Source organism: Calidifontibacter terrae, from assembly GCF_054778835.1.
In genome coordinates this window covers 488,118-506,648 of sequence record NZ_BAAGZF010000001.1, presented here as the reverse complement: position 1 = coordinate 506,648, position 18,531 = coordinate 488,118, and the positions used below count along the sequence as shown (strand labels likewise).

General features: G+C 67.1%; 17 protein-coding genes. 10 read left to right on the top strand and 7 right to left on the bottom strand.

Annotated elements, in window-relative coordinates:
• The first annotated feature begins 91 nt into the window (after positions 1 to 91).
• From nadA to nadC, 3 genes are read left to right on the top strand one after another with little or no spacing between them, the layout of a single operon-like run.
• Positions 92 to 1,051 (top strand): quinolinate synthase NadA, encoded by a 960-nt coding sequence (gene nadA, locus ACYU98_RS02450; RefSeq protein WP_460466586.1) that lies wholly within the window; start codon positions 92 to 94, stop codon positions 1,049 to 1,051.
• Positions 1,051 to 2,502 (top strand): L-aspartate oxidase, encoded by a 1,452-nt coding sequence (locus ACYU98_RS02445; RefSeq protein ID WP_460466585.1) that lies wholly within the window; start codon positions 1,051 to 1,053, stop codon positions 2,500 to 2,502. Before nadA ends, ACYU98_RS02445 begins: the two co-directional genes overlap by 1 nt.
• The gene (gene nadC / locus ACYU98_RS02440) at positions 2,499 to 3,371 is read left to right on the top strand and encodes a carboxylating nicotinate-nucleotide diphosphorylase (protein ID WP_460466584.1); all 873 of its coding nucleotides are present in this window, start codon (positions 2,499 to 2,501) and stop codon (positions 3,369 to 3,371) included. Before ACYU98_RS02445 ends, nadC begins: the two co-directional genes overlap by 4 nt.
• 68 nt (positions 3,372 to 3,439) lie before the next feature.
• Here the strand turns inward: nadC and hemW are convergent, their stop codons facing one another.
• The 3 genes from hemW to ACYU98_RS02425 are packed head-to-tail and all read right to left on the bottom strand — an operon-like array spanning position 3,440 to position 6,277.
• Positions 3,440 to 4,663, bottom strand: coding sequence for a radical SAM family heme chaperone HemW (gene hemW, locus ACYU98_RS02435; protein ID WP_460466583.1), 1,224 nt, complete (start codon positions 4,661 to 4,663; stop codon positions 3,440 to 3,442).
• 10 nt (positions 4,664 to 4,673) lie between these two features.
• A complete protein-coding gene (locus tag ACYU98_RS02430; RefSeq protein WP_460466582.1) occupies positions 4,674 to 5,201 on the bottom strand; it encodes a pyridoxamine 5'-phosphate oxidase family protein in 528 nt (175 codons plus the stop codon).
• A gap of 38 nt (positions 5,202 to 5,239) precedes the next feature.
• Positions 5,240 to 6,277: a YeiH family protein gene (locus ACYU98_RS02425; RefSeq protein ID WP_460466581.1), complete on the bottom strand. Its 1,038-nt coding sequence runs from the start codon at positions 6,275 to 6,277 to the stop codon at positions 5,240 to 5,242.
• 70 nt (positions 6,278 to 6,347) lie between these two features.
• Between ACYU98_RS02425 and ACYU98_RS02420 the strand changes: the two genes are divergently transcribed.
• The gene (locus tag ACYU98_RS02420) at positions 6,348 to 7,235 is read left to right on the top strand and encodes a LysR family transcriptional regulator (RefSeq protein WP_460466580.1); all 888 of its coding nucleotides are present in this window, start codon (positions 6,348 to 6,350) and stop codon (positions 7,233 to 7,235) included.
• On the opposite strand, the gene ACYU98_RS02415 is transcribed toward ACYU98_RS02420, so the two are convergent.
• Genes ACYU98_RS02415 through lepA form a run of 3 tightly spaced genes read right to left on the bottom strand, consistent with a single transcriptional unit; the run spans position 7,227 to position 10,362 of the window.
• Positions 7,227 to 7,691 (bottom strand): hotdog fold domain-containing protein, encoded by a 465-nt coding sequence (locus tag ACYU98_RS02415; protein WP_460466579.1) that lies wholly within the window; start codon positions 7,689 to 7,691, stop codon positions 7,227 to 7,229. The two genes, ACYU98_RS02420 and ACYU98_RS02415, sit on opposite strands and share 9 nt — an antisense overlap.
• 26 nt (positions 7,692 to 7,717) lie before the next feature.
• Complete coding sequence (gene trmB / locus ACYU98_RS02410) at positions 7,718 to 8,518, bottom strand: tRNA (guanosine(46)-N7)-methyltransferase TrmB (RefSeq protein WP_460466578.1); 801 nt, start codon at positions 8,516 to 8,518, stop codon at positions 7,718 to 7,720.
• 2 nt (positions 8,519 to 8,520) lie between these two features.
• Positions 8,521 to 10,362 carry a translation elongation factor 4 gene (lepA, locus tag ACYU98_RS02405; RefSeq protein ID WP_460466640.1) on the bottom strand — a complete coding sequence of 614 codons (1,842 nt, stop codon included), beginning with the start codon at positions 10,360 to 10,362 and terminating at the stop codon, positions 8,521 to 8,523.
• Positions 10,363 to 10,627: 265 nt separating this feature from the next.
• Here lepA and ACYU98_RS02400 point away from each other — a divergent pair, with 265 nt between their 5' ends.
• Positions 10,628 to 11,248: a hypothetical protein gene (locus tag ACYU98_RS02400; protein WP_460466577.1), complete on the top strand. Its 621-nt coding sequence runs from the start codon at positions 10,628 to 10,630 to the stop codon at positions 11,246 to 11,248.
• A gap of 53 nt (positions 11,249 to 11,301) precedes the next feature.
• Here the strand turns inward: ACYU98_RS02400 and ACYU98_RS02395 are convergent, their stop codons facing one another.
• Entirely contained in the window at positions 11,302 to 12,498 is a 1,197-nt protein-coding gene (locus ACYU98_RS02395) for an MFS transporter (protein ID WP_460466576.1), read from the bottom strand.
• A 119-nt stretch (positions 12,499 to 12,617) separates the two neighbouring features.
• On the opposite strand from ACYU98_RS02395, the gene ACYU98_RS02390 reads away from it, so the two are divergent.
• From ACYU98_RS02390 to ACYU98_RS02370, 5 genes are all read left to right on the top strand, one after another.
• Positions 12,618 to 14,093 carry an FAD-linked oxidase C-terminal domain-containing protein gene (locus ACYU98_RS02390; RefSeq protein ID WP_460466575.1) on the top strand — a complete coding sequence of 492 codons (1,476 nt, stop codon included), beginning with the start codon at positions 12,618 to 12,620 and terminating at the stop codon, positions 14,091 to 14,093.
• The gene (locus tag ACYU98_RS02385; protein ID WP_460466574.1) at positions 14,093 to 15,292 is read left to right on the top strand and encodes an FAD-binding oxidoreductase; all 1,200 of its coding nucleotides are present in this window, start codon (positions 14,093 to 14,095) and stop codon (positions 15,290 to 15,292) included. The genes ACYU98_RS02390 and ACYU98_RS02385 overlap by 1 nt, the downstream gene beginning before the upstream one ends.
• 1 nt (position 15,293) lies before the next feature.
• Positions 15,294 to 16,601, top strand: coding sequence for a (Fe-S)-binding protein (locus ACYU98_RS02380; protein WP_460466573.1), 1,308 nt, complete (start codon positions 15,294 to 15,296; stop codon positions 16,599 to 16,601).
• Between the two features lie 5 nt (positions 16,602 to 16,606).
• Positions 16,607 to 17,101 carry a type II toxin-antitoxin system PemK/MazF family toxin gene (locus tag ACYU98_RS02375; RefSeq protein ID WP_460466572.1) on the top strand — a complete coding sequence of 165 codons (495 nt, stop codon included), beginning with the start codon at positions 16,607 to 16,609 and terminating at the stop codon, positions 17,099 to 17,101.
• A 101-nt stretch (positions 17,102 to 17,202) separates the two neighbouring features.
• Positions 17,203 to 18,531 carry an acyl-CoA dehydrogenase family protein gene (locus ACYU98_RS02370; protein WP_460466571.1) on the top strand — a complete coding sequence of 443 codons (1,329 nt, stop codon included), beginning with the start codon at positions 17,203 to 17,205 and terminating at the stop codon, positions 18,529 to 18,531.

Here is an 18,531-nt window from a genome sequence, read left to right as displayed (position 1 = left end):
CCCCCGAGCGGTGATCCGTTGTCCAACGTCCGTCTGTTATGCTCAACTTAAGCTTTTGCTCACAGTGAGCAGAACTAGCCGAGGGGTCGCCATGACGACAACGACGTACGACAAGGTCCGCAACATCATCCCCGAGGTCGAATGGGCCGTCTTCGAGCCCGAGATCGCGGCGATCGAGCAGCTCAAGCGCGACCACGACGCGGTGATCCTCGCGCACAACTACATGACGCCCGAGGTCTTTCACGGCGTCGCCGACATCGTTGGTGACTCCCTCGCCCTCGCCCGCGAGGCGCAGACCGTACGGGCCGGAACGATCGTTTTGGCCGGCGTGCACTTCATGGCCGAGACGGCGAAGCTGTTGAACCCGGCCAAGCGGGTGTTGCTGCCCGACCTGCGCTCCGGCTGCTCGCTCGCCGAGAGCATCACCCCGGCCGATATCGCAGCCCTGCGCGCCGAACACCCCGGCGTTCCGGTGGTGACCTACGTGAACACGTCTGCGGCGGTGAAGGCCGCCAGCGACATTTGCTGCACCTCCGGGAACGCGGTCGAAGTGATCGAGAGCCTCGGCGTCAACAAGGTGATCATGATCCCCGACCAATACCTCGCCCGGAACATCGCGGCGCGCACCGGCGTGGAAGTCATCACCCACCCTGGCGCCTGCGAGGTGCACGAACGGTTCAGCCCGAAGGACATCGCGGACATCCGCGACGGGAACCCGGGCGTCACCGTCATCGCTCACCCCGAGTGCCCGCCCGAGGTCGTTGCGGTCTCGGACTTCGCGGGGTCGACCGCTCAGATGATCGAGTTCGTCGCGATCAACAAGCCGCGCAACGTCGCGCTGATCACCGAATGCTCGATGAGCGACAACGTCGCCGCCGAACACCCCGACGTCGACTTCGTACGCCCCTGCAACCTCTGCCCGCACATGAAGCGCAACACGCTCACCGCGATCCGTCGATGCCTGGAGACCGGCACCCACGAGATCACGCTCGACCCGCTGCTCGAGGAGCCGGCGCGCCGGGCCATCGAGCGGATGCTGGCGGTGAAGTGATGCAGATCGACCGCCCCGTCGTCATCGGCTCCGGCCTCGCCGGATTGGCCACCGCGTGGGCCCTTTCCCCACAGCGGTGCATCCTGCTCACCCCGGGCCGGATCACCGAGCAGGCCGCGAGCATGTGGGCCCAAGGCGGTATCGCCGCTGCGCTGTCGGCGGACGACTCCCCCGAGTTGCACGCCGCCGACACGCTGCGCGCCGGCGCCTACGCCGGGGACACTCGCGCGATCGCGCGGATCACCGACGCAGCACCGGACACCGTACGACTGCTGGATGAGTTGGGGGTGCCGTTCGACCGCGCCGCCGACGGGTCGTACGACCTCGCCCTCGAAGGTGGCCACAGTCGGTCCCGCGTCGCCCACGCCGGCGACTCCTCCGGGGCCACCGTCACCGGAACCCTCGCCGGAATCGTCGCGGCTCTGCCTTCAGTCGACCTGCGCGAGGGCCACCGAGTGGTCGATCTGGTGACCGAGGGTGGGCGGGTGACCGGCCTGCTGGTGGCCGGTCCGGACGACGACATCTATCGGTTGTCGACATCTCGGGTGGTGCTCGCCACCGGCGGGATGGGCGGTCTGTGGCCGACCACCACCAACCCGGCGCAGGCCCTCGGTCAAGGCGTCGCGCTCGCCGCCCGCGCCGGGGCGCGCACCGACGACCTGCACCTCGTGCAGTTCCACCCGACCGCGCTCGACGTCGACGCCGACCCGAACCCGCTGCTCACCGAGGCCCTGCGTGGCGCCGGCGCCCTGCTGCTCGCCGACGGCGAACGGTTCGTCGAAGAGTTGCAGCCGCGTGACGTCGTCGCTGCCGCGGTGTGGGAGAAGCTGCAGGAGGGCCGCGCGGTGCGCCTCGACGTGCGCGCGATCCCGCAGGTGCGCGAGCGGTTCACCACCGTCGCCGCCTCCTGCGACCGGTTCGGCTTCGACATTGCCCACGACCTGCTGCCGGTGCGACCGGCACTGCACTACGCGATGGGCGGCGTCACGACCGACGCTCGGGCGCGGACCTCGGTTGCTGGGTTGTGGGCGGTGGGTGAGGTCTCGCGCACCGGTCTGCATGGGGCGAACCGGCTGGCTTCCAACTCGCTGCTCGAAGCGGTCGTCACCGGTCGAGCCGCCGCGCTCGACCTGGCCACGGCCGACGTTCGCCGGTGGTCCGCCGATGTCTTGCCAGTCGACCCAGCGACAGTAGTACCGCGATCGATCGACCCGAATCCGTTGGCCCGCAGCGAAATTCGCCGCCTCATCGGGGGATCATGTGGGGTGATCCGTGACGGATCGGCCCTGGAACATGTGGTCGACACGCTCAGCGCACATCGCGGCGACGACACTGCGTACGCCACCTGGCTGGTGGCCCGTTCGGCCCTGCTCCACCCGCATAGCGTCGGCGCGCACCGCCGCGCCGACGACCCCGCGCTGGTTTCCGAACTCGAGGTGGCCTCGGCATGAACCGCACCGAACTCGACCGCGTCATCGCTGTCGCCCTCAACGAAGACCTCGGATTGGCCGGCGACATCACAACAGCCGCCACCGTCGATCGCGATGCCACGGGCGTGGCTCACATCGTCGCCCGCGAAGAGGGCGTCATCTCCGGCGTCACGGTGGCCGACCGCGTCTTCACGACGGTCGACCCCACGCTGGCCTGCAGTTGGTCGGTCCGCGACGGCGACCGGATCACGCGAGGCACCGTCGTCGCGTCGATCAGCGGTTCATCGGCATCGATCCTCACCGCCGAGCGGACCGCGCTGAACCTGATCGGCCACCTCAGCGGCATTGCCAGCCGTACGGCATCGATGGTCAAGCTCGTCGACGGCACCGCCGCCAGGATCGCGGACACCCGCAAGACAACTCCCGGGCTGCGCGCACTGGAGAAGGCGGCTGTCGTCGACGGCGGCGGGGTGAACCACCGGTTCGGACTGCATGACGCAATCCTGGTGAAGGACAACCACATTGGTCTCGGTGGCGGTCTCCTGGCAGTGCTCGACCGGCTCGCCGCTCGCGCTGGCCACATGGTGCTCGTCGAGATCGAGGTCGACACCATCGACCAGTTGCAGGTCGTCCTGGCCTACGACGCCGCCCGGATCGCCAACCACCTCCCGCCGGTGGTCAACGGGGTGCTGCTGGACAACATGGTCCCCGACCAGATCCGCGCAGCCGTCGAACTGCTGCGCGCCCATCCCGCCCCGATCACCGTGGAGGTGTCCGGCGGGGTGAACGAGCAGACCGTACGCGGCCTGGCCGAAGCCGGCGCCCAGATCATCTCCGTCGGCGCGCTGACCCACAGCGTGACCTGCCTGGATCTCGGGCTGGACTTGTAAGCCCTCCCCCGGCGCCCAGCCGCGCCGCCGATACGTCGCAACGAGCCCGGCATTCCTGCCCGCCGCGCTCAGAACCCGAGGAGCCGCCGCACGACGGTGTCCGCGAGCAGCCGACCGCGCACGGTCAGCACCAGCCGCCGCTCGCGAAGCACCGTCGAGCCCTCGACCAGGCCGTCCGCGATGAGCCCAGCGACTGCCGTACGTCCTTGCGCGGCAAGGGAATCGACGGCAAGTCCGACGCTGCGGCGGATGCCGAGCAACACCTGCTCTTCATACCGCTGAGTGTCGGTGAGCAACTCGCGCCCGGCGCCTGGGGATTGGGTTTCCCGCAATCGGGAGGCATAGGCGGAAGGGTGCTTTACGTTCCACCAGCGAACGCCGCCGACGTGGCTGTGGGCGCCGGGCCCGAAGCCCCACCAGTTCGCATCCGACCAGTACAGCTCGTTGTGGCGGCAACGCAACGAGGCGTCGGTGGCCCAGTTCGAGACTTCGTACCAGCCGTAACCCGCGGCCGACAGCAACGCGTCGGCCAGTTCGTATTTGTCAGCCTCATCGTCGTCGTCGGGCATCGTCACCTGACCGCGCCGGACCTGCGCGGCCAACTTGGTGCCGTCTTCCACGACGAGCGCGTAGGCGCTGAGGTGACCGGGTTCGAGATCGATCGCCGTCTCGAGCGAGGTGCGCCAGTCGGCTAGTGACTCCCCCGGCGTGCCATAGATCAGGTCGAGGCTCACCGCGAGGCCCGCTCCACGGGCCGCCGCGAGCGCTCGACTCACATTGGCCGGATCGTGGGTGCGTTCGAGGGTGTGCAAGACGTGGGGAACCGCAGACTGCATGCCGAACGACACTCGAGTGAATCCGCCCTCGGCCAGCACGGCCAAGGACTGCGGGGTCACTGAGTCGGGGTTCGCCTCGGTGGTCACCTCAACATCCGCAGCGAACCCAAACCGGTCGCGGAGCCGATCCAGAATCCGCACCAAATCCGTGGCCGGCAGCATCGTCGGCGTTCCCCCACCGAAAAAGACCGTGTCGATCGGTGGGCGGGAGGGCAAAACCGACGCGGCGAGTTCGATCTCGGCAGCGACTGCGTCGGCGTAGGTGTCAACACTTGCGCCATGGCCACCCAGCTCAGTCAGCGTGTAGGTGTTGAAGTCGCAATAGCCGCAGCGCACCCGGCAGAACGGGATATGGACGTACGCGCCGAACGGGCGCTCCCCCGCGGTCGCCACCGCCGCTGCGGGTAGGGATCCGTCGGTCGGGACGGGTTCACCATCGGGAAGAGCGCTAGGCATTGCTCCATTGTCACCCAGCCGGAGCGGGCAACGTTCCACGCCAGGCCTCACGGTCGGCGGCGTAGGCAACCATCCAGTGCGGTCGCAGTCGATAGAACCGGATGTCGGGGCCCCAATCCAACGGTGAGCTGCCGTAGTGGGCGCTCCAATGCTCGTGGATCGGCGGGAAATCGGGGTGGTCGGGCAACAACCGCTCGGCGTCACCGTGGGCGAACAACGCGAAGGCCTCGCCGTCGACGTACGACACGCTCACCGCCGGTCGCTGCTGCAGGTGGCCTGCCTTCGCCGCGTCTCCGGCGGTCGAGAAAGTCCAACTTCCGAACAGGAAGTGGCCATCTAGCGCGCTGATCCGCGGCTCGCCGCGGGCGGTAACGGTCGCCACCGAGATCACCTTCATCCCGGTCAACGCGCGCACCACGTCACCAGCCGCAACCACCCGGTCGTCGTTGATGATGCTGCGCAAATGTTCGGTCGAGCGGCTGACCGACGCATCCAGCAACTCCTGCAATGCCTGCATATGGGCTGCGGTCTCCTTCATCACCTGAGGCTAGAGGGCGGCACCGACAACCCGGCGTGTCACCAGGTTCCGGTCAAGGCCTGCAGGCCAAGGCTCGAACAGGCCACCAGCACCCACAAGATTCCGCCGAGCAGCAGCGGACGCACGCCCGCTCGCCGCAGCTCGCCCAGGCGCAACGACAGACCGATCCCGGCCAACGCAACCGTGATCAGGAAGGTGCCAAAGGCGGTTAGCGACGGGTGCCAGGCGGCAGGCACCACACCGAGTGAGTTCAGCGCAGCAGCCACCAGGAAACCAACCAGGAACCCGGGAATCACCCGCCGCCACGGCACGCCGGCGGTGGTGTTGCCGGACCGGCGCGCGGTCAGCCAGGCGAGCACGACGGTCACCGGGATGATCATCAGCGAGCGGGTCAGCTTCACCACGATCGCGTATGGTCCCGCCCCGTCGCCGAACGAATATGCCGCCGCGACAACGGAAGACGTGTCGTTCACGGCCGTTCCGCTCCACAGACCGAACGCGTGACCGCCCATCCCGAACAGATGGCCGAGAACTGGGAAAGAGAGCACCGCCGCGATGTTGAACACGAAGATGGTGCCGATGGCGTAGCCCACATCGGCATCCTTGGGCCGGGTGACGGCGGTGGCGGCAGCAATGGCCGACGCACCGCAGATGCCCGTTCCGACGCCGATCAAGGTCCGTACGTCGCGCTCGACCCGCAGCGCCCGGCCGATCAGTGCCGCGCCACCCAAGGCCACGGCGAGAGTCCCCACCATCACCGGCAGTGACGAGCCACCCACCTGGACAACCTGGTGCAGCGACAAACCTGTGCCGAGCACCACGATCGAGGCCTGAAGCACCTGTTGCGCTGCAAACGTGCGCCCCGCGGCAAGAGCTGGGGCTCGCAGCGCGGGCACGGTCGAGGCGAACACGATGCCAAGGACGATGCCGAACACCGGGCCACCGACCAGCGGCAGCCAGGAACCGAGCAGGGCGGCGAGGCAGGCGACGAAGACGGCGACCAACAATCCGGGTAGGACTGAGCCGACGTCATGGACCACGGCGCGGGTGGGCCGTGCACAGACAGCAGTGGACATGACTCCAGATTGGTCGATCCACGGGGGCGGCGGTAGCCCCTACATGCGCATGACGGCATATCCTGCGCATATGCCAACGTGGCCCGACACCACCGCGCTCGAACTCCTGGTTGCCATCGCCGACCACGGCAGTGTGGGCGCCGCGGCTCGCGCCGTCGACATGGCCCAACCGAACGCCACCCGATCGTTGAGTCGACTGGAACGACAGTTGGGGTGTGACCTGGTGGTTCGCGGTGCGCGTGGATCAACACTCACTCCGGCCGGGGTGGTGTTGGTCGAGCGGGCGCGCGCAACTCTCGACGCTTGCCGTTCCCTGCTGGACACGGCAGCCTCGCTGCGCAACGACGGACAACAGAGCCTCACGGTCGCCGCCAGCCAAACGGTTGCCGAGCATCTCCTTCCGACATGGCTCGCCACCCTTCGCCGGGAACGCCCGGAGACGACCGTGGTGGTCCACGTGCACAACTCACATGACGTGGTCGACGACCTTCGAGAAGGTCGCGCAGCGCTCGGCTTCATCGAGCATCCAACCGTTCCGCCGGGGGTTCACCACCGGCGGGTAGCAGTCGACGAAATGGTTCTGGTCGTCGCTCCGCACCACGTCTGGGCAAAGCGCCGCCGCGCGGTGCCGCTCGAAGAATTGGCCGATACCCCGTTGATCACCCGCGAATCGGGCTCGGGAACCCGCGTTGCGCTCGACGAGGCGCTTGGCTCCCCCATCGAGCCCTATCTGGAGATGCCCAGCAATGCCGCCGTACGAGTCAGCGTCGCCTCGGGCGCTGCGCCCGCGGTGCTCAGCCGGCTGGCGGTCACCGACGCACTCGCGGCAGGGACGTTGGTCACCGTGCCGCTCGCGGCGCGGATCCGCCGGCCGCTGCACGCGGTCTGGACCGGACCGCGCCTTCTGACCGGCGTTGCCGCCGACCTGGTGCAGATCGCCGGCCGCGGATCAGCGTGAAGCTGTCACCCACACCGGGATGACGCCGCGTACGACCTCGGTGCCGTCGTCAATGCGAGCGACACAGATGACATCGACCTGGAACGGTGGCTCCTGGGCCCAGTCGGCCGCCGCGGTGGTCGCCTCGCAGCGAACGTTTGTGGGCACTTTCGCCAGGTAGTCGAGCTCAATTCCCTTGGGAATCCATCGCATTCCCGCCGGAACGGTGGCTTCACAGAGCAGCCCCATGGCGGCCTCCAGACCGTTCGCAACGGCAATGGCGTGAACCGTTCCGATGTGGTTCTGAACGGCACGACGCTTCTTGATCCGCACCTCGCTGTGATTCGGCTCCATGGTGACCACGCGTGGTCGCACACTGGCGAAGTAGGGCGCCTTCAAGCTGAAGCCGAGGTCGAACATCGCCCCGCCGAATGGCTTGTCGGACAGGCGGCGATAAAGATCGTAGGTCGCAGTCATACCCAGATGTTACTCATGGGTAGGGGTTAGCGGGTCGTCACCTGAAGATCGCGGACCACCCGATTGACCCGAAGCCCCTTGCCCTCGAACCTGGTGATGGGCCGCAGTTCGAAGCGCGGGGCGAACCCGCCTCGGTTTCCGGCAGGGTCGACCTCCGGGTCACCGGGATCGGCCAGCCGGCCGGCGTGTGGGTTGACCAGCTCGGGGCAATCCTCCACCACGTCACGCATCTGCCAGGCATAGTCGGCCCAATCCGTCGCGAGACGCCAACTCCCCAGCGGTTCAAGGAGTTCGGCAATCTGCAGGGCAAATTTCGGTTGCACCATCCGGCGCTTGTGGTGCTTCTTCTTGGGCCACGGGTCGGGGAAGAAGGTCCACACTTCGTGCAGCGAACCCGGCTCCATCATCAGTGGCAACGACCACGCGGCGTCAGCGATCGCGATCCGCAGGTTCGTCACCTCGGCGGCAACGGCCTTCGCGATGGTGTGCGCAACTCCGGGTCGCCAAACCTCAAACGCCAGGAAGTCCAGATCCGGCCGCGCGGCTGCGGCATGGACGACGCAGTCGCCAGCCCCCGAGCCGATTTCAACGATCAGCGGAGCTTCACGGCCGAAAGCTTCGGCACGGTCGAAGTGATAGTCGGCCACGAGCGCGGTGTCTGTGCCGTTCAACGGCAGATCGAGCACGTACGTCGGACCGTGATCGACCATCACCTTCTCGTGACGCTCCGGCATACGGCCACCGCGCCGGGTGAAGGAGCGGTTCCTGGCCACCGGACGACCGTCGGCGGTGAGTGGCACGACCGAATCAAGGTGTCGCTCGCGCACGGTCACTTCTTCTTTGGCTCGGGAGCGTCCTGGGACAAAGCGGCGATGAAGGCTTCCTGCGGGACCTCGACAGAGCCAACCATCTTCATCCGCTTCTTGCCCTCCTTCTGTTTCTCCAGCAGCTTGCGCTTACGGCTGATGTCGCCGCCGTAGCACTTGGCCAGGACATCCTTGCGGATCGCCCGAATGTTTTCGCGAGCGATGACGCGGGCGCCGATGGCAGCCTGAATCGGCACCTCGAACTGCTGGCGCGGAATGAGTTCCTTCAGCTTGCCGGCCATCTCGACGCCGTAGGCATAGGCCCTGTCGCGGTGGACAACATTGCTGAACGCGTCGACCGTGTCGCCCTGAAGCAGGATGTCGACCTTGACCAGATCGGCCACCTGGTCACCATCGGGTTCGTAGTCGAGCGAGGCATAACCACGGGTCTTTGACTTCAGCGAGTCGAAGAAGTCGAACACGATCTCCGCCAGCGGCAGCGTGTAACGCATCTCGACGCGGTCTTCGGAGAGATAGTCCATGCCGCGCAGGGTGCCTCGACGCGACTGGCACAGTTCCATGATCGCGCCGATGAACTCGCTGGGCGCCAGGATCGTGGAGCGGACCACCGGCTCGGTGATCGAGTCGATCTTGCCCTCGGGGAACTCCGAAGGGTTGGTGACGGTGACCACGCGACCGTCGTCGAGCTTCACCTCGTAGACCACCGACGGCAGCGTCGAGATCAGATCGAGCGAGAATTCGCGCTCGAGCCGCTCCCGAACGATCTCCAGGTGGAGCATCCCCAGGAAGCCAACGCGGAAGCCGAAGCCGAGCGCGGCGGAGGTCTCGGGCTCGTAGACCAATGCGGCGTCGTTCAACTTGAGCCGGTCGAGCGCGTCGCGCAACACCGGGTAGTCCGAACCGTCGATCGGGTAGAGCCCGGAGAAAACCATCGGCTTCGGGTCGCGGTAGCCGCCCAGTGCCTGGGTCGCCCCGTCGCGCGCAGAAGTGACGGTGTCACCGACGCGGGACTGGCGTACATCCTTCACACCGGTGATCAGATAGCCCACCTCGCCGACTCCGAGTCCCTTGGCCGGGACCGGTTCGGGCGAGATCACGCCGATCTCCAGCAGTTCGTGAGTGGCCTTCGTCGACATCATCTGGATCCGCTCGCGCGGGCTCAAGCTTCCGTCGATCACTCGCACGTAGGTGACCACACCGCGGTAGGTGTCGTAGACCGAGTCGAAAATCATCGCGCGGGCGGGCTTGTCGGCATCGCCCTGGGGGGCCGGGATCTGGCGGACGATCTGGTCGAGCAGTTCCTCCACCCCGGCTCCGGTCTTGCCGGACACCCGCAACACGTCGTCGGGGTCACAGCCGATCAGACCCGCCAGCTCGGCGGCATATTTCTCCGGCTGCGCCGCCGGCAGATCGATCTTGTTCAGCACCGGAATGATCGTCAGTTCGTTCTCCATCGCGAGATAGAGGTTCGCGAGGGTCTGGGCCTCGATGCCCTGCGCTGCATCCACCAGCAGGACCGCACCTTCACAGGCGGCCAGCGAGCGCGACACCTCGTAGGTGAAGTCGACGTGTCCAGGGGTGTCGATCATGTTCAGGCAGATGGTCTCGTCAGCCAGCTCCCACGGCATCCGGACGGCCTGGCTTTTGATCGTGATCCCGCGCTCACGCTCGATGTCCATCCGGTCGAGGTATTGCGCCCGCATCGCGCGCTCCTCGACGACCCCAGTGATCTGCAACATCCGGTCAGCCAGCGTCGACTTGCCGTGGTCGATGTGGGCGATGATGCAGAAGTTGCGGATCTGGGACGGCGGGGTCGCTGCGGGCTGCAGCGAGTTCTTGGCCATGGGTGCCACGTTGACGGGTTCCTCGAGACTTCTTCGCGGGTAGCGGTCGTACGACAGATCGCTCCAGTCTCCCACGTCGGCGACGGTGGTCGATCCGGTCGCGCAGGACTGGGCCTGGCGGCTCCTGCAGACCGAGCCGGACGCTCGAACGAATGCTGCCCAGAAGGTGACGCCGGAGTTCGACGTCAACCAGCTCACAACTTGTTACCGTCGAGTAGTAGTCCCAACGGAACCACCGACTGACCGCACACTTGAAGGAGTTCGCATGAAGCCGCTCGCCCGCCGCGCAACTCTGACCGTAGCCGCAGCTTCCACCATTGGCGCCGTTGTCGTCGCCACCAGCCCCGGTGCGTCCGCCACGACGGTCTGGACGCTGAAGTACAACGCGTCCGCCTCCACGACGATCGCCAAGATGGGCAAGACCGTCACGACGACGGGCACGGACACGACGTACTACACGCTCGACAACAACACGCTCACCTCCGACCTTGCGCTCGCGCCGGTGACCACTCCCGCGCTGAGCCTGGGCAGCCTGCCCCTCGCCTACGCGACGGTGGCCGTCGAACCGACCGCCAGGGCGACCGGATATGTCGACAAGAACCAGCTGGTGCACATCACCCAGAAGGTGAACTTCCACATCACCAAGCTGTCGGGTCCGGCCAAGGTGACCAACTTGGTCGGTTCCACCTGCAAGACCAGCACCCCGGTCACGATGAACCTCACCGGGAAGATGGGCGGACTGTTTGACCCGCTCAAGCTGTCCGGAAGCTTCACGATCCCGCAGTTCAGCGGCTGTGGCCTGCTCGGCGCCATGAACTCAGTTGTGTCCGGCCAGATGTCGGGACCAGGCAACTCGGTTGCCATCACGCTCACCCCGCGCGCCTAGTCACGCGCAAGCGTTCATGCCCCGTCCAGTTCCCGGGCGGGGCACGCTGCTGTTCAGGCGGTCGTACGGCGTTGCAGGACGGCCGAGATCGCGGTGATTCCCAGCCCGCCCACCGCCAGAACCGCACCGACTCGACTGGGCCACTCGTACCCATACCCGGAACTCAGGACCACACTGCCGAGCCATGCGCCCAGCGCGTTGGCCATGTTCAACGTCGAGTGGTTGAGCGCGGCGGCCAGAGATTGCCCTTCATGGGCCACGTCCATCAGCCGGGTCTGCAGCATCGGGACCAGGATCGTGGGCAGAAATCCGAGCAGGAAAACCGCCACGACCGCCGTCACCATGGTGTGCGCCATGAATCCGAAGACCGCCAGCAAGACCGCGATGGCGGCGAGGGTGCCGAAGATGCCGCGCATCAACCCGCGCTGGGCAACCCGGCCGGCAATGGTCGCGCCGATGGTCATGCCGACGCCGTAGACAACCAGGACCAGCGGCACCGCATGCTCCTGGAAACCGGACAGGTTCGTCAGTGTCGGGGTGATGTAGGAGAAGGTCGCGAACATTCCGCCGAACCCGACTGTCCCGATGCCGAGCGCCAGCCAGACCTGCGGCCGGCGCAGCGCGCTCAGTTCCGCGGCGGCCGACGCCTTCGGGTCGGCGGGCTGCGGCGGCACCCAGAGGCGCACGGCCACCACGCACAGCAGCGCGATCACCCCGACAAATACATACGGCACCTGCCAGCCGAGGTTCTGGCCGAGCACGGTTGCCAGCGGCACCCCGACGATGTTCGCGACCGTGAGACCAGCCAGCATCATCGACACCGCCCAGGTACGACGATGCGGCTCCACCAGCGACGCAGCCACGACCGACCCGATGCCGAAGTAGGCGCCGTGCGGCAGCCCGGCGAAGAAGCGCGCGACCATCAGCCAGCCGTAGCTCGAGGTCATCGCCGAGGCGATGTTGGCCACCGCGAACGCGATCATCAGGGAGATCAGCTGCACCCGCCGCGGCCATCGGGCAGCGAGCGTGGCAATCAACGGGGCACCGACCACAACACCTAGCGCGTAGGCCGATACAACGTGGCCGGCGGTCGGGATGGAGATACCGACGCCGTCGGCGATCTGAGGCAGCAGCCCCATGGTGACGAACTCGGTCGTGCCGATCGCAAACCCACCAAGGGCCAGCGCGACGAGGGCGAAACCGACATGGGAGGTCCGGGCCGCGGGTGCGGGAAGTGGGGCATCTGTCACCGATCCAGTCTGCCGGTGGCACGGGTTACTGACGAATCAGCTACCTGCGAAGTGACTCAACTCACCCTTCCTGTGTGATCCGGGTTACGTTTGGCCGGACCATTAACGGAGGAGCGAACGTGCTTACCCAAAATCCGAGCGCCGTCCCGGCCGTGATCGAGGCCCTGCACGCCGCCCTGCCGCGTCGCAAGGTGTTGACCGACCCCGCCGAACTGACCGCGTACGACTGCGACGGACTTCTTATCCACCGCGTCACGCCGGCTGTGGTCGTCTTGGCCGACGACGCCGAAGACATCCAGAAGGCGGTTGCGGCATGCGCCGCACACGAGGTGCCGTTCGTGGCTCGCGGCTCGGGCACGGGCTTGTCCGGCGGGGCTCTCCCCCGCGCCGATGGGGTGCTGATCGTCACCAGCGGCTTCCGCGCCATCCACGAGGTCTCCCGCGTCGACCAACGCGCAGTGGTTGACCCTGGAGTCATCAATCTTTCTGTGACACAGGCGAGTTCCTCGCAGGGCTATTACTTCGCCCCAGACCCATCGAGTCAACAGATCTGTTCGATCGGCGGCAACGTCGCAGAGAATTCCGGCGGCGCCCACTGCCTCAAATACGGCTTCACCAGCAATCACGTGCTCAGCGCCGACGTGGTGTTGCCCGACGGCCAGCAGGTCACCCTCGGCCAGCGAGCGCCGGACGCCCCTGGCTACGACCTGTTGGGCGCCTTCGTGGGATCGGAGGGCACGCTCGGGGTGACGACCAACGTGACCGTACGACTGCTGCGTTCCCCCGAATCCGTCCAGACCTTCCTGGCCGGTTTCCACACCACCGACGCAGCCGGTGCCGCGGTGTCGGCGATCATCGGCGCGGGCATCGTCCCGGCGGCGATCGAGATGATGGACGCGCTGGCCATCGAGGCAGCCGAGGCCGCGGTGAGCTGCAACTATCCCGCCGGTGCGGGCGCGGTATTGGTCGTCGAACTCGACGGCCCCGAGGCGGAGGTCGAAAGCGAGTCACAAGCGGCGCAAGCGATGTGTCGCGATCACGACGCCTTCGAGATTCGGCTCGCCGCCGACGCGCAGGACCGCGCCGCGATTTGGCGCGGCCGCAAGTCCGCTTTCGCCGCGGTGGGTCGCATCTCGCCCGACTACATCGTGCAGGACGGCGTCATTCCACGCACCGCACTGCCGGAGGTGCTCGCGGCTATGTCTGAACTCGCCGACCGGGCCGGGGTGCGAGTGGCCAACGTGTTCCACGCCGGCGATGGAAATCTGCATCCTCTGGTGCTCTTCGACGGTTCGGTGCCAGGTCAGGACGAGCGGGCCGAGGAGGTCTCGGGTCAAATCCTCGACCTCTGCCTGGCTCACGGTGGCTCCATCACCGGTGAACACGGAGTCGGTTCCGACAAGGCCAAACACATGCCGAAGATGTTCACCGAGATCGACCTCGACACCATGCAGCGGGTCCGCTGCGCGTTCGATCCGGCCGGCATCTCCAACCCCGGCAAGATCTACCCGACACCGCGGTTGTGCGGGGAGGTCCCGCGTCGAGCGCGCGCGGGGGATCCGCAGCCGTACGCCGGAAAAGCGGACCTGTTCTGATGACCCTGCTGGAGGATCTCTGCACGGTCGGCGAGGCCCGTCGCGGCACCGATGACGAAGCCTACGACGGCGCGGTTCCGCAGCTGATCGCGCGGGCCACCTCGACCGAGCAACTGTCCGGTTTCCTTGCCGCGACCCACGCGGCTGGGGCGACCGTCGCCGTCCGGGGCAACGGCAGCAAGTTGACCTGGGGTTCCGCCGCGCCCACACCCGACGTGGTGGTGGATCTACGCGCGATGAACTCCGTCTTGGAACACCAGCCCGGCGACCTGATCGTCGCGGCGCAGGCCGGCTGCTCGCTCGCCACCCTGAACGCACACGTTGCGACCGGCGGCCAGCGCCTCGCGGTGGACGAGGTTGTGAGCGGCACCACGGTCGGCGGACTGGTCGCAACCAACCCCAGCGGACCGTTGCGCCAACTCGCCGGCACCACTCGCGACCTGCTGATCGGGATCACCGTGGTGCTCGCCGACGGAACCATCGCCCGCGCCGGCGGCAAAGTCGTCAAAAATGTCGCCGGTTATGACCTCGGCAAGTTGATGGTGGGTTCGTACGGCACCCTCGCGGCCATCGCGGACGCCACCTTCCGACTCCATCCTGTGCCGCGGGCGCAGGCGTGGGTCACCGCCACGGTCGATAACGGTCTCGAGACTGTGCTGCGCGAGGTGACCCATACACAGGACGCCCCCAGCGCCCTTGAACTGCATGCCGAGCCCGGCTGCGCGATCACCCTCGCGGTCCATCTTGAGGGCACCGAAGCGGGCGTCGAACATCGCGCTCGACGGGTCGCCGACCTGATCGGCGGACAGATTGCAGCTCGCCCGGACTGGACCCATTCCTACCCGTGGCGTGTCGGCATCGGCACTGGACTGAAGATCACCTGCGCCCTGTCAGCCGTGGCCCAGGTCGCCGCCGAGGCGCGAGCCCTTGGCTGGATCTTGCAAGGCTCGTTCGGCGCGGGGGTGCTCCACGCGGCCGTCCCGGACGGTCTGGACCTGCCCGAGATCAGCCATGGCTTGCGCGGTCTACGCGCCGCCGCTCGCGGCGGCAGCGTCGTCGTACTTGATGCGCCACGCGCCGTTCGGGAGAACGTTGATGTCTGGGGTCCGATCCCCAACCTTGAGTTGATGCGGCGCGTCAAGGACCAGTTCGACCCTGACCACCTACTCACGCCCGGCCGCTTCGTCGGAGGTATCTGACATGACCGACATCCGCACCTTCGATGACCACCACCGCCCCGACGACGACCTCATCAGCGACTGCGTGCATTGCGGCTTCTGTCTGCCGACATGTCCGACGTACGTCCTGTGGGGTGAGGAGATGGACAGCCCTCGCGGGCGGATTCATCTGATGAAGTCGGTCAACGAGGGAGCCGAACTCACCGACACCGTCGCTGGCCATTTCGATGCTTGCCTCGGCTGCATGGCCTGCGTGACGGCTTGCCCCAGCGGGGTCCAATACGACCGCTTGCTGGAGCAGACCCGCGCCCAAGTCGAACGGAATGTCGAACGGCCCCACGCCGAACGCGCGCTGCGCTCGGTGATCTTCGCGCTCTTCCCTTACCCCGCCCGGCTACGCCGACTCACCGGCCCCTTGCGGTTGACCCAAAAGGTTGGTCTTGACCGCGTGTTATCGAAATCTGGTCTGCTGGAACGGATCTCGCCATCGTTGGCGATGCTGCACCGCCTCACCCCGGAACTCACCCAGCGAGAAGACCTCCCCGAGGTGATCCCTGCCCAGGGTGAACAACGAGCCACTGTGGCCCTGCTGACTGGCTGCGTTCAGGACGCCTTCTTCAGCGGCGTGAATGCCGCGACCGCGCGCGTGCTGGCCGCCGAGGGTGTCCGCGTGATCGTCCCCCGCGGTCAGGGCTGCTGCGGGGCCCTGTCTGCTCACTCGGGGCGCGAGGAAGAAGCCGCCGGCTTCGCCCGCTCGTTGATCGACACCTTCGCGGCCTACGACGTCGACCACATCGTGGTGAACTCCGCCGGCTGCGGCAGCGCGATGAAGGACTACGAGTTCCTGTTGCAGGACGACGCCCCTGCCGCGCTCCCCCGGGTGGCCGAGTTCCGAGCGAAGGTGCGAGACCTCTCGGAGTTGTTGGTCGAGATCGGCCCGCGGGCACAGCGCCACCCGCTGCCGATCTCGGTGGCCTATCACGATGCCTGCCACCTGGGCCACGCTCAGGGGATCCGCGACCAACCGCGGCAGTTGCTCCACGCCATCCCGGGACTTGAGGTCCACGAGATCAAGGATGCCGCGATCTGCTGCGGGTCTGCCGGTGTCTACAACATCCTCAACCCGCAACCGGCGCAGGAACTGGGAAACGCCAAGGCGCGCAACGTGATTGACACCGGTGCGCAGGTCCTGGTGACGGCCAACCCCGGGTGCATCATGCAGATCGCGCTCGGCGTCGAACGACTCGGTGGTCACGTCGGCACCGCGCATATCGCCACGGTTCTCGACCTTTCGATTCGCGGTGCGAGCGTCGAGGACCTGCTGAAGTAGACGCCATGAGCTTCCTGGATCGCGTCCTGCGCGCCGTACGAACGCCGCGCACCTCCCGAAAGACACCTCCCGCCGCTCCCGTAGAGCGCCCGGGATATCCGGGCGATTTCCACGGCACCCCGCAGGTGTCCTACACACCAAACCGGGACGGTCGACCCGATCCGGGCGAGATCGTCTGGACCTGGGTTCCCTACGAGGAGGACTACACCAAGGGCAAGGACCGTCCAGTCCTACTCGTCGGTCGCGACGGGCCGTGGCTGCTCGCGCTGCCGCTGACCAGTAAGGACCATGACCGCGACGCGGCGCAGGAGCACGGCGTTGGCCGCGACTGGGTCGACATCGGCTCCGGCTCCTGGGATACCCGCGGGCGCCCCAGCGAGGTGCGGATCAACCGGATCCTGCGTGTCGCCCCGGATGCCGTACGCCGGGAGGGTGCGGTGCTCGACCAGAGCCGCTTCGAGGCGGTTGTTGCGGCGATGCGTGGGGATACCCGCCAGTAAACGGTGCGCGTTGTTACCGATACTTCGAGTACCGACATCCGTTACCCTCGTGCGCAGGGCCCTGAAAACGGGCCACCACACCCGCGAACGAAAGGCACGAGATGTCGAGCCAGAGCAAGCCGTCGCTCGCCGAGAAGGGGCAGGCGCTGGGCATGCGGTTGATCACCCGGGCCGGTGGTCTCGAGGCGATGAAGAATCCGGCAATCCGCTCCAAGATGGAGCAGATCCTTTACAAGGGTGCCAAGGGTGGATTCAAGGCGCAGACCGTTGCCGGTCGCGCGTTCACCCGCAAGCCGGCCGCCGGCGACCCCACCCGTCCGAAGTCAACGAAGCCGCGGCGCCAGTTCGACCTGACGCCCAGCGAAGACCAGCAGATGATCGCCGACGCGGCGCGCGAACTGGCCGACGAGGTTCTGCGCCCCGCCGCCGCGACCGCAGATGCCGAGCGCAGAGCGCCCGACGAGGTCCGCGAGCAGGCCGCCGCGATGGGCATGACCCTGTTGGGCGTTCCTGCGGAGCTTGGCGGAATCGCCGAGGAGCGTTCCGCCGTTACCAGCGCTCTGGTGTTGGAGCAGCTTGCCCGTGGCGACATGGGGCTCGCGGTCGCCGTGATGGCATCGGCCGCCGTTGCGAATGCGCTTGCCAACTATGGCGATTCGGCTCAGCAGGCCACCTTCCTGCCAGCCTTTACCGACGAGAAGTCGCCAGCCACCGGCGCGCTCGCGTTGATGGAGCCGGAGCCGCTGTTCGACCCGCTGGCACCCTCCACGACCGCGACGCGCGAGGGCGACACGATCGTCCTCACCGGCTGCAAGTCGCTGGTTCCTGGCGCGTCAACGGCCGATCTGCTGATCGTGTCGGCCCTGATCGACGGTGAACCGCGCCTGGTGATCGTCGAACCGGGCACCACCGGTGTCGCAACCTCCGATGACCCCGCCATGGGTTTACGCGCCGCGCACACCGAGACACTCCACCTCGACAAGGTGGCCGTGCCGGCCACGAATCTGCTGGGCTCGACGCAGGACCACCTCGACGCCGTACGTCGAGCCCGCCTCGGCTGGGCCGCCGCGGCGGTCGGAACGGGTCAGGCGGTCTTGGACCAGCTCACCACCTACACCGTCGAGCGCAAGGCCTTCGGCGAACCGATCGCCTATCGGCAGGCCGTCGCGTTCACCGTCGCGAACATCGCGATCGAGACCGACGCCCTGCGTCTGGTCGTCTGGCGCGCGGCAGCCCAGCTCGACGCCGGCAAGGACGCGAGCAAGCTGATCGCCCAAGCCCGTTCGCTGGCTGCTCGCCACGCGATGCAGATCGGCAGTGACGGCGTGCAACTACTCGGCGGCCACGGCTTCGTCAAGGAATTCGATAACGAGCGCTGGTTCCGCGACCTGCGCGCCACCGGGGTGCTCGAGGGCACCCTGCTGGTCTGA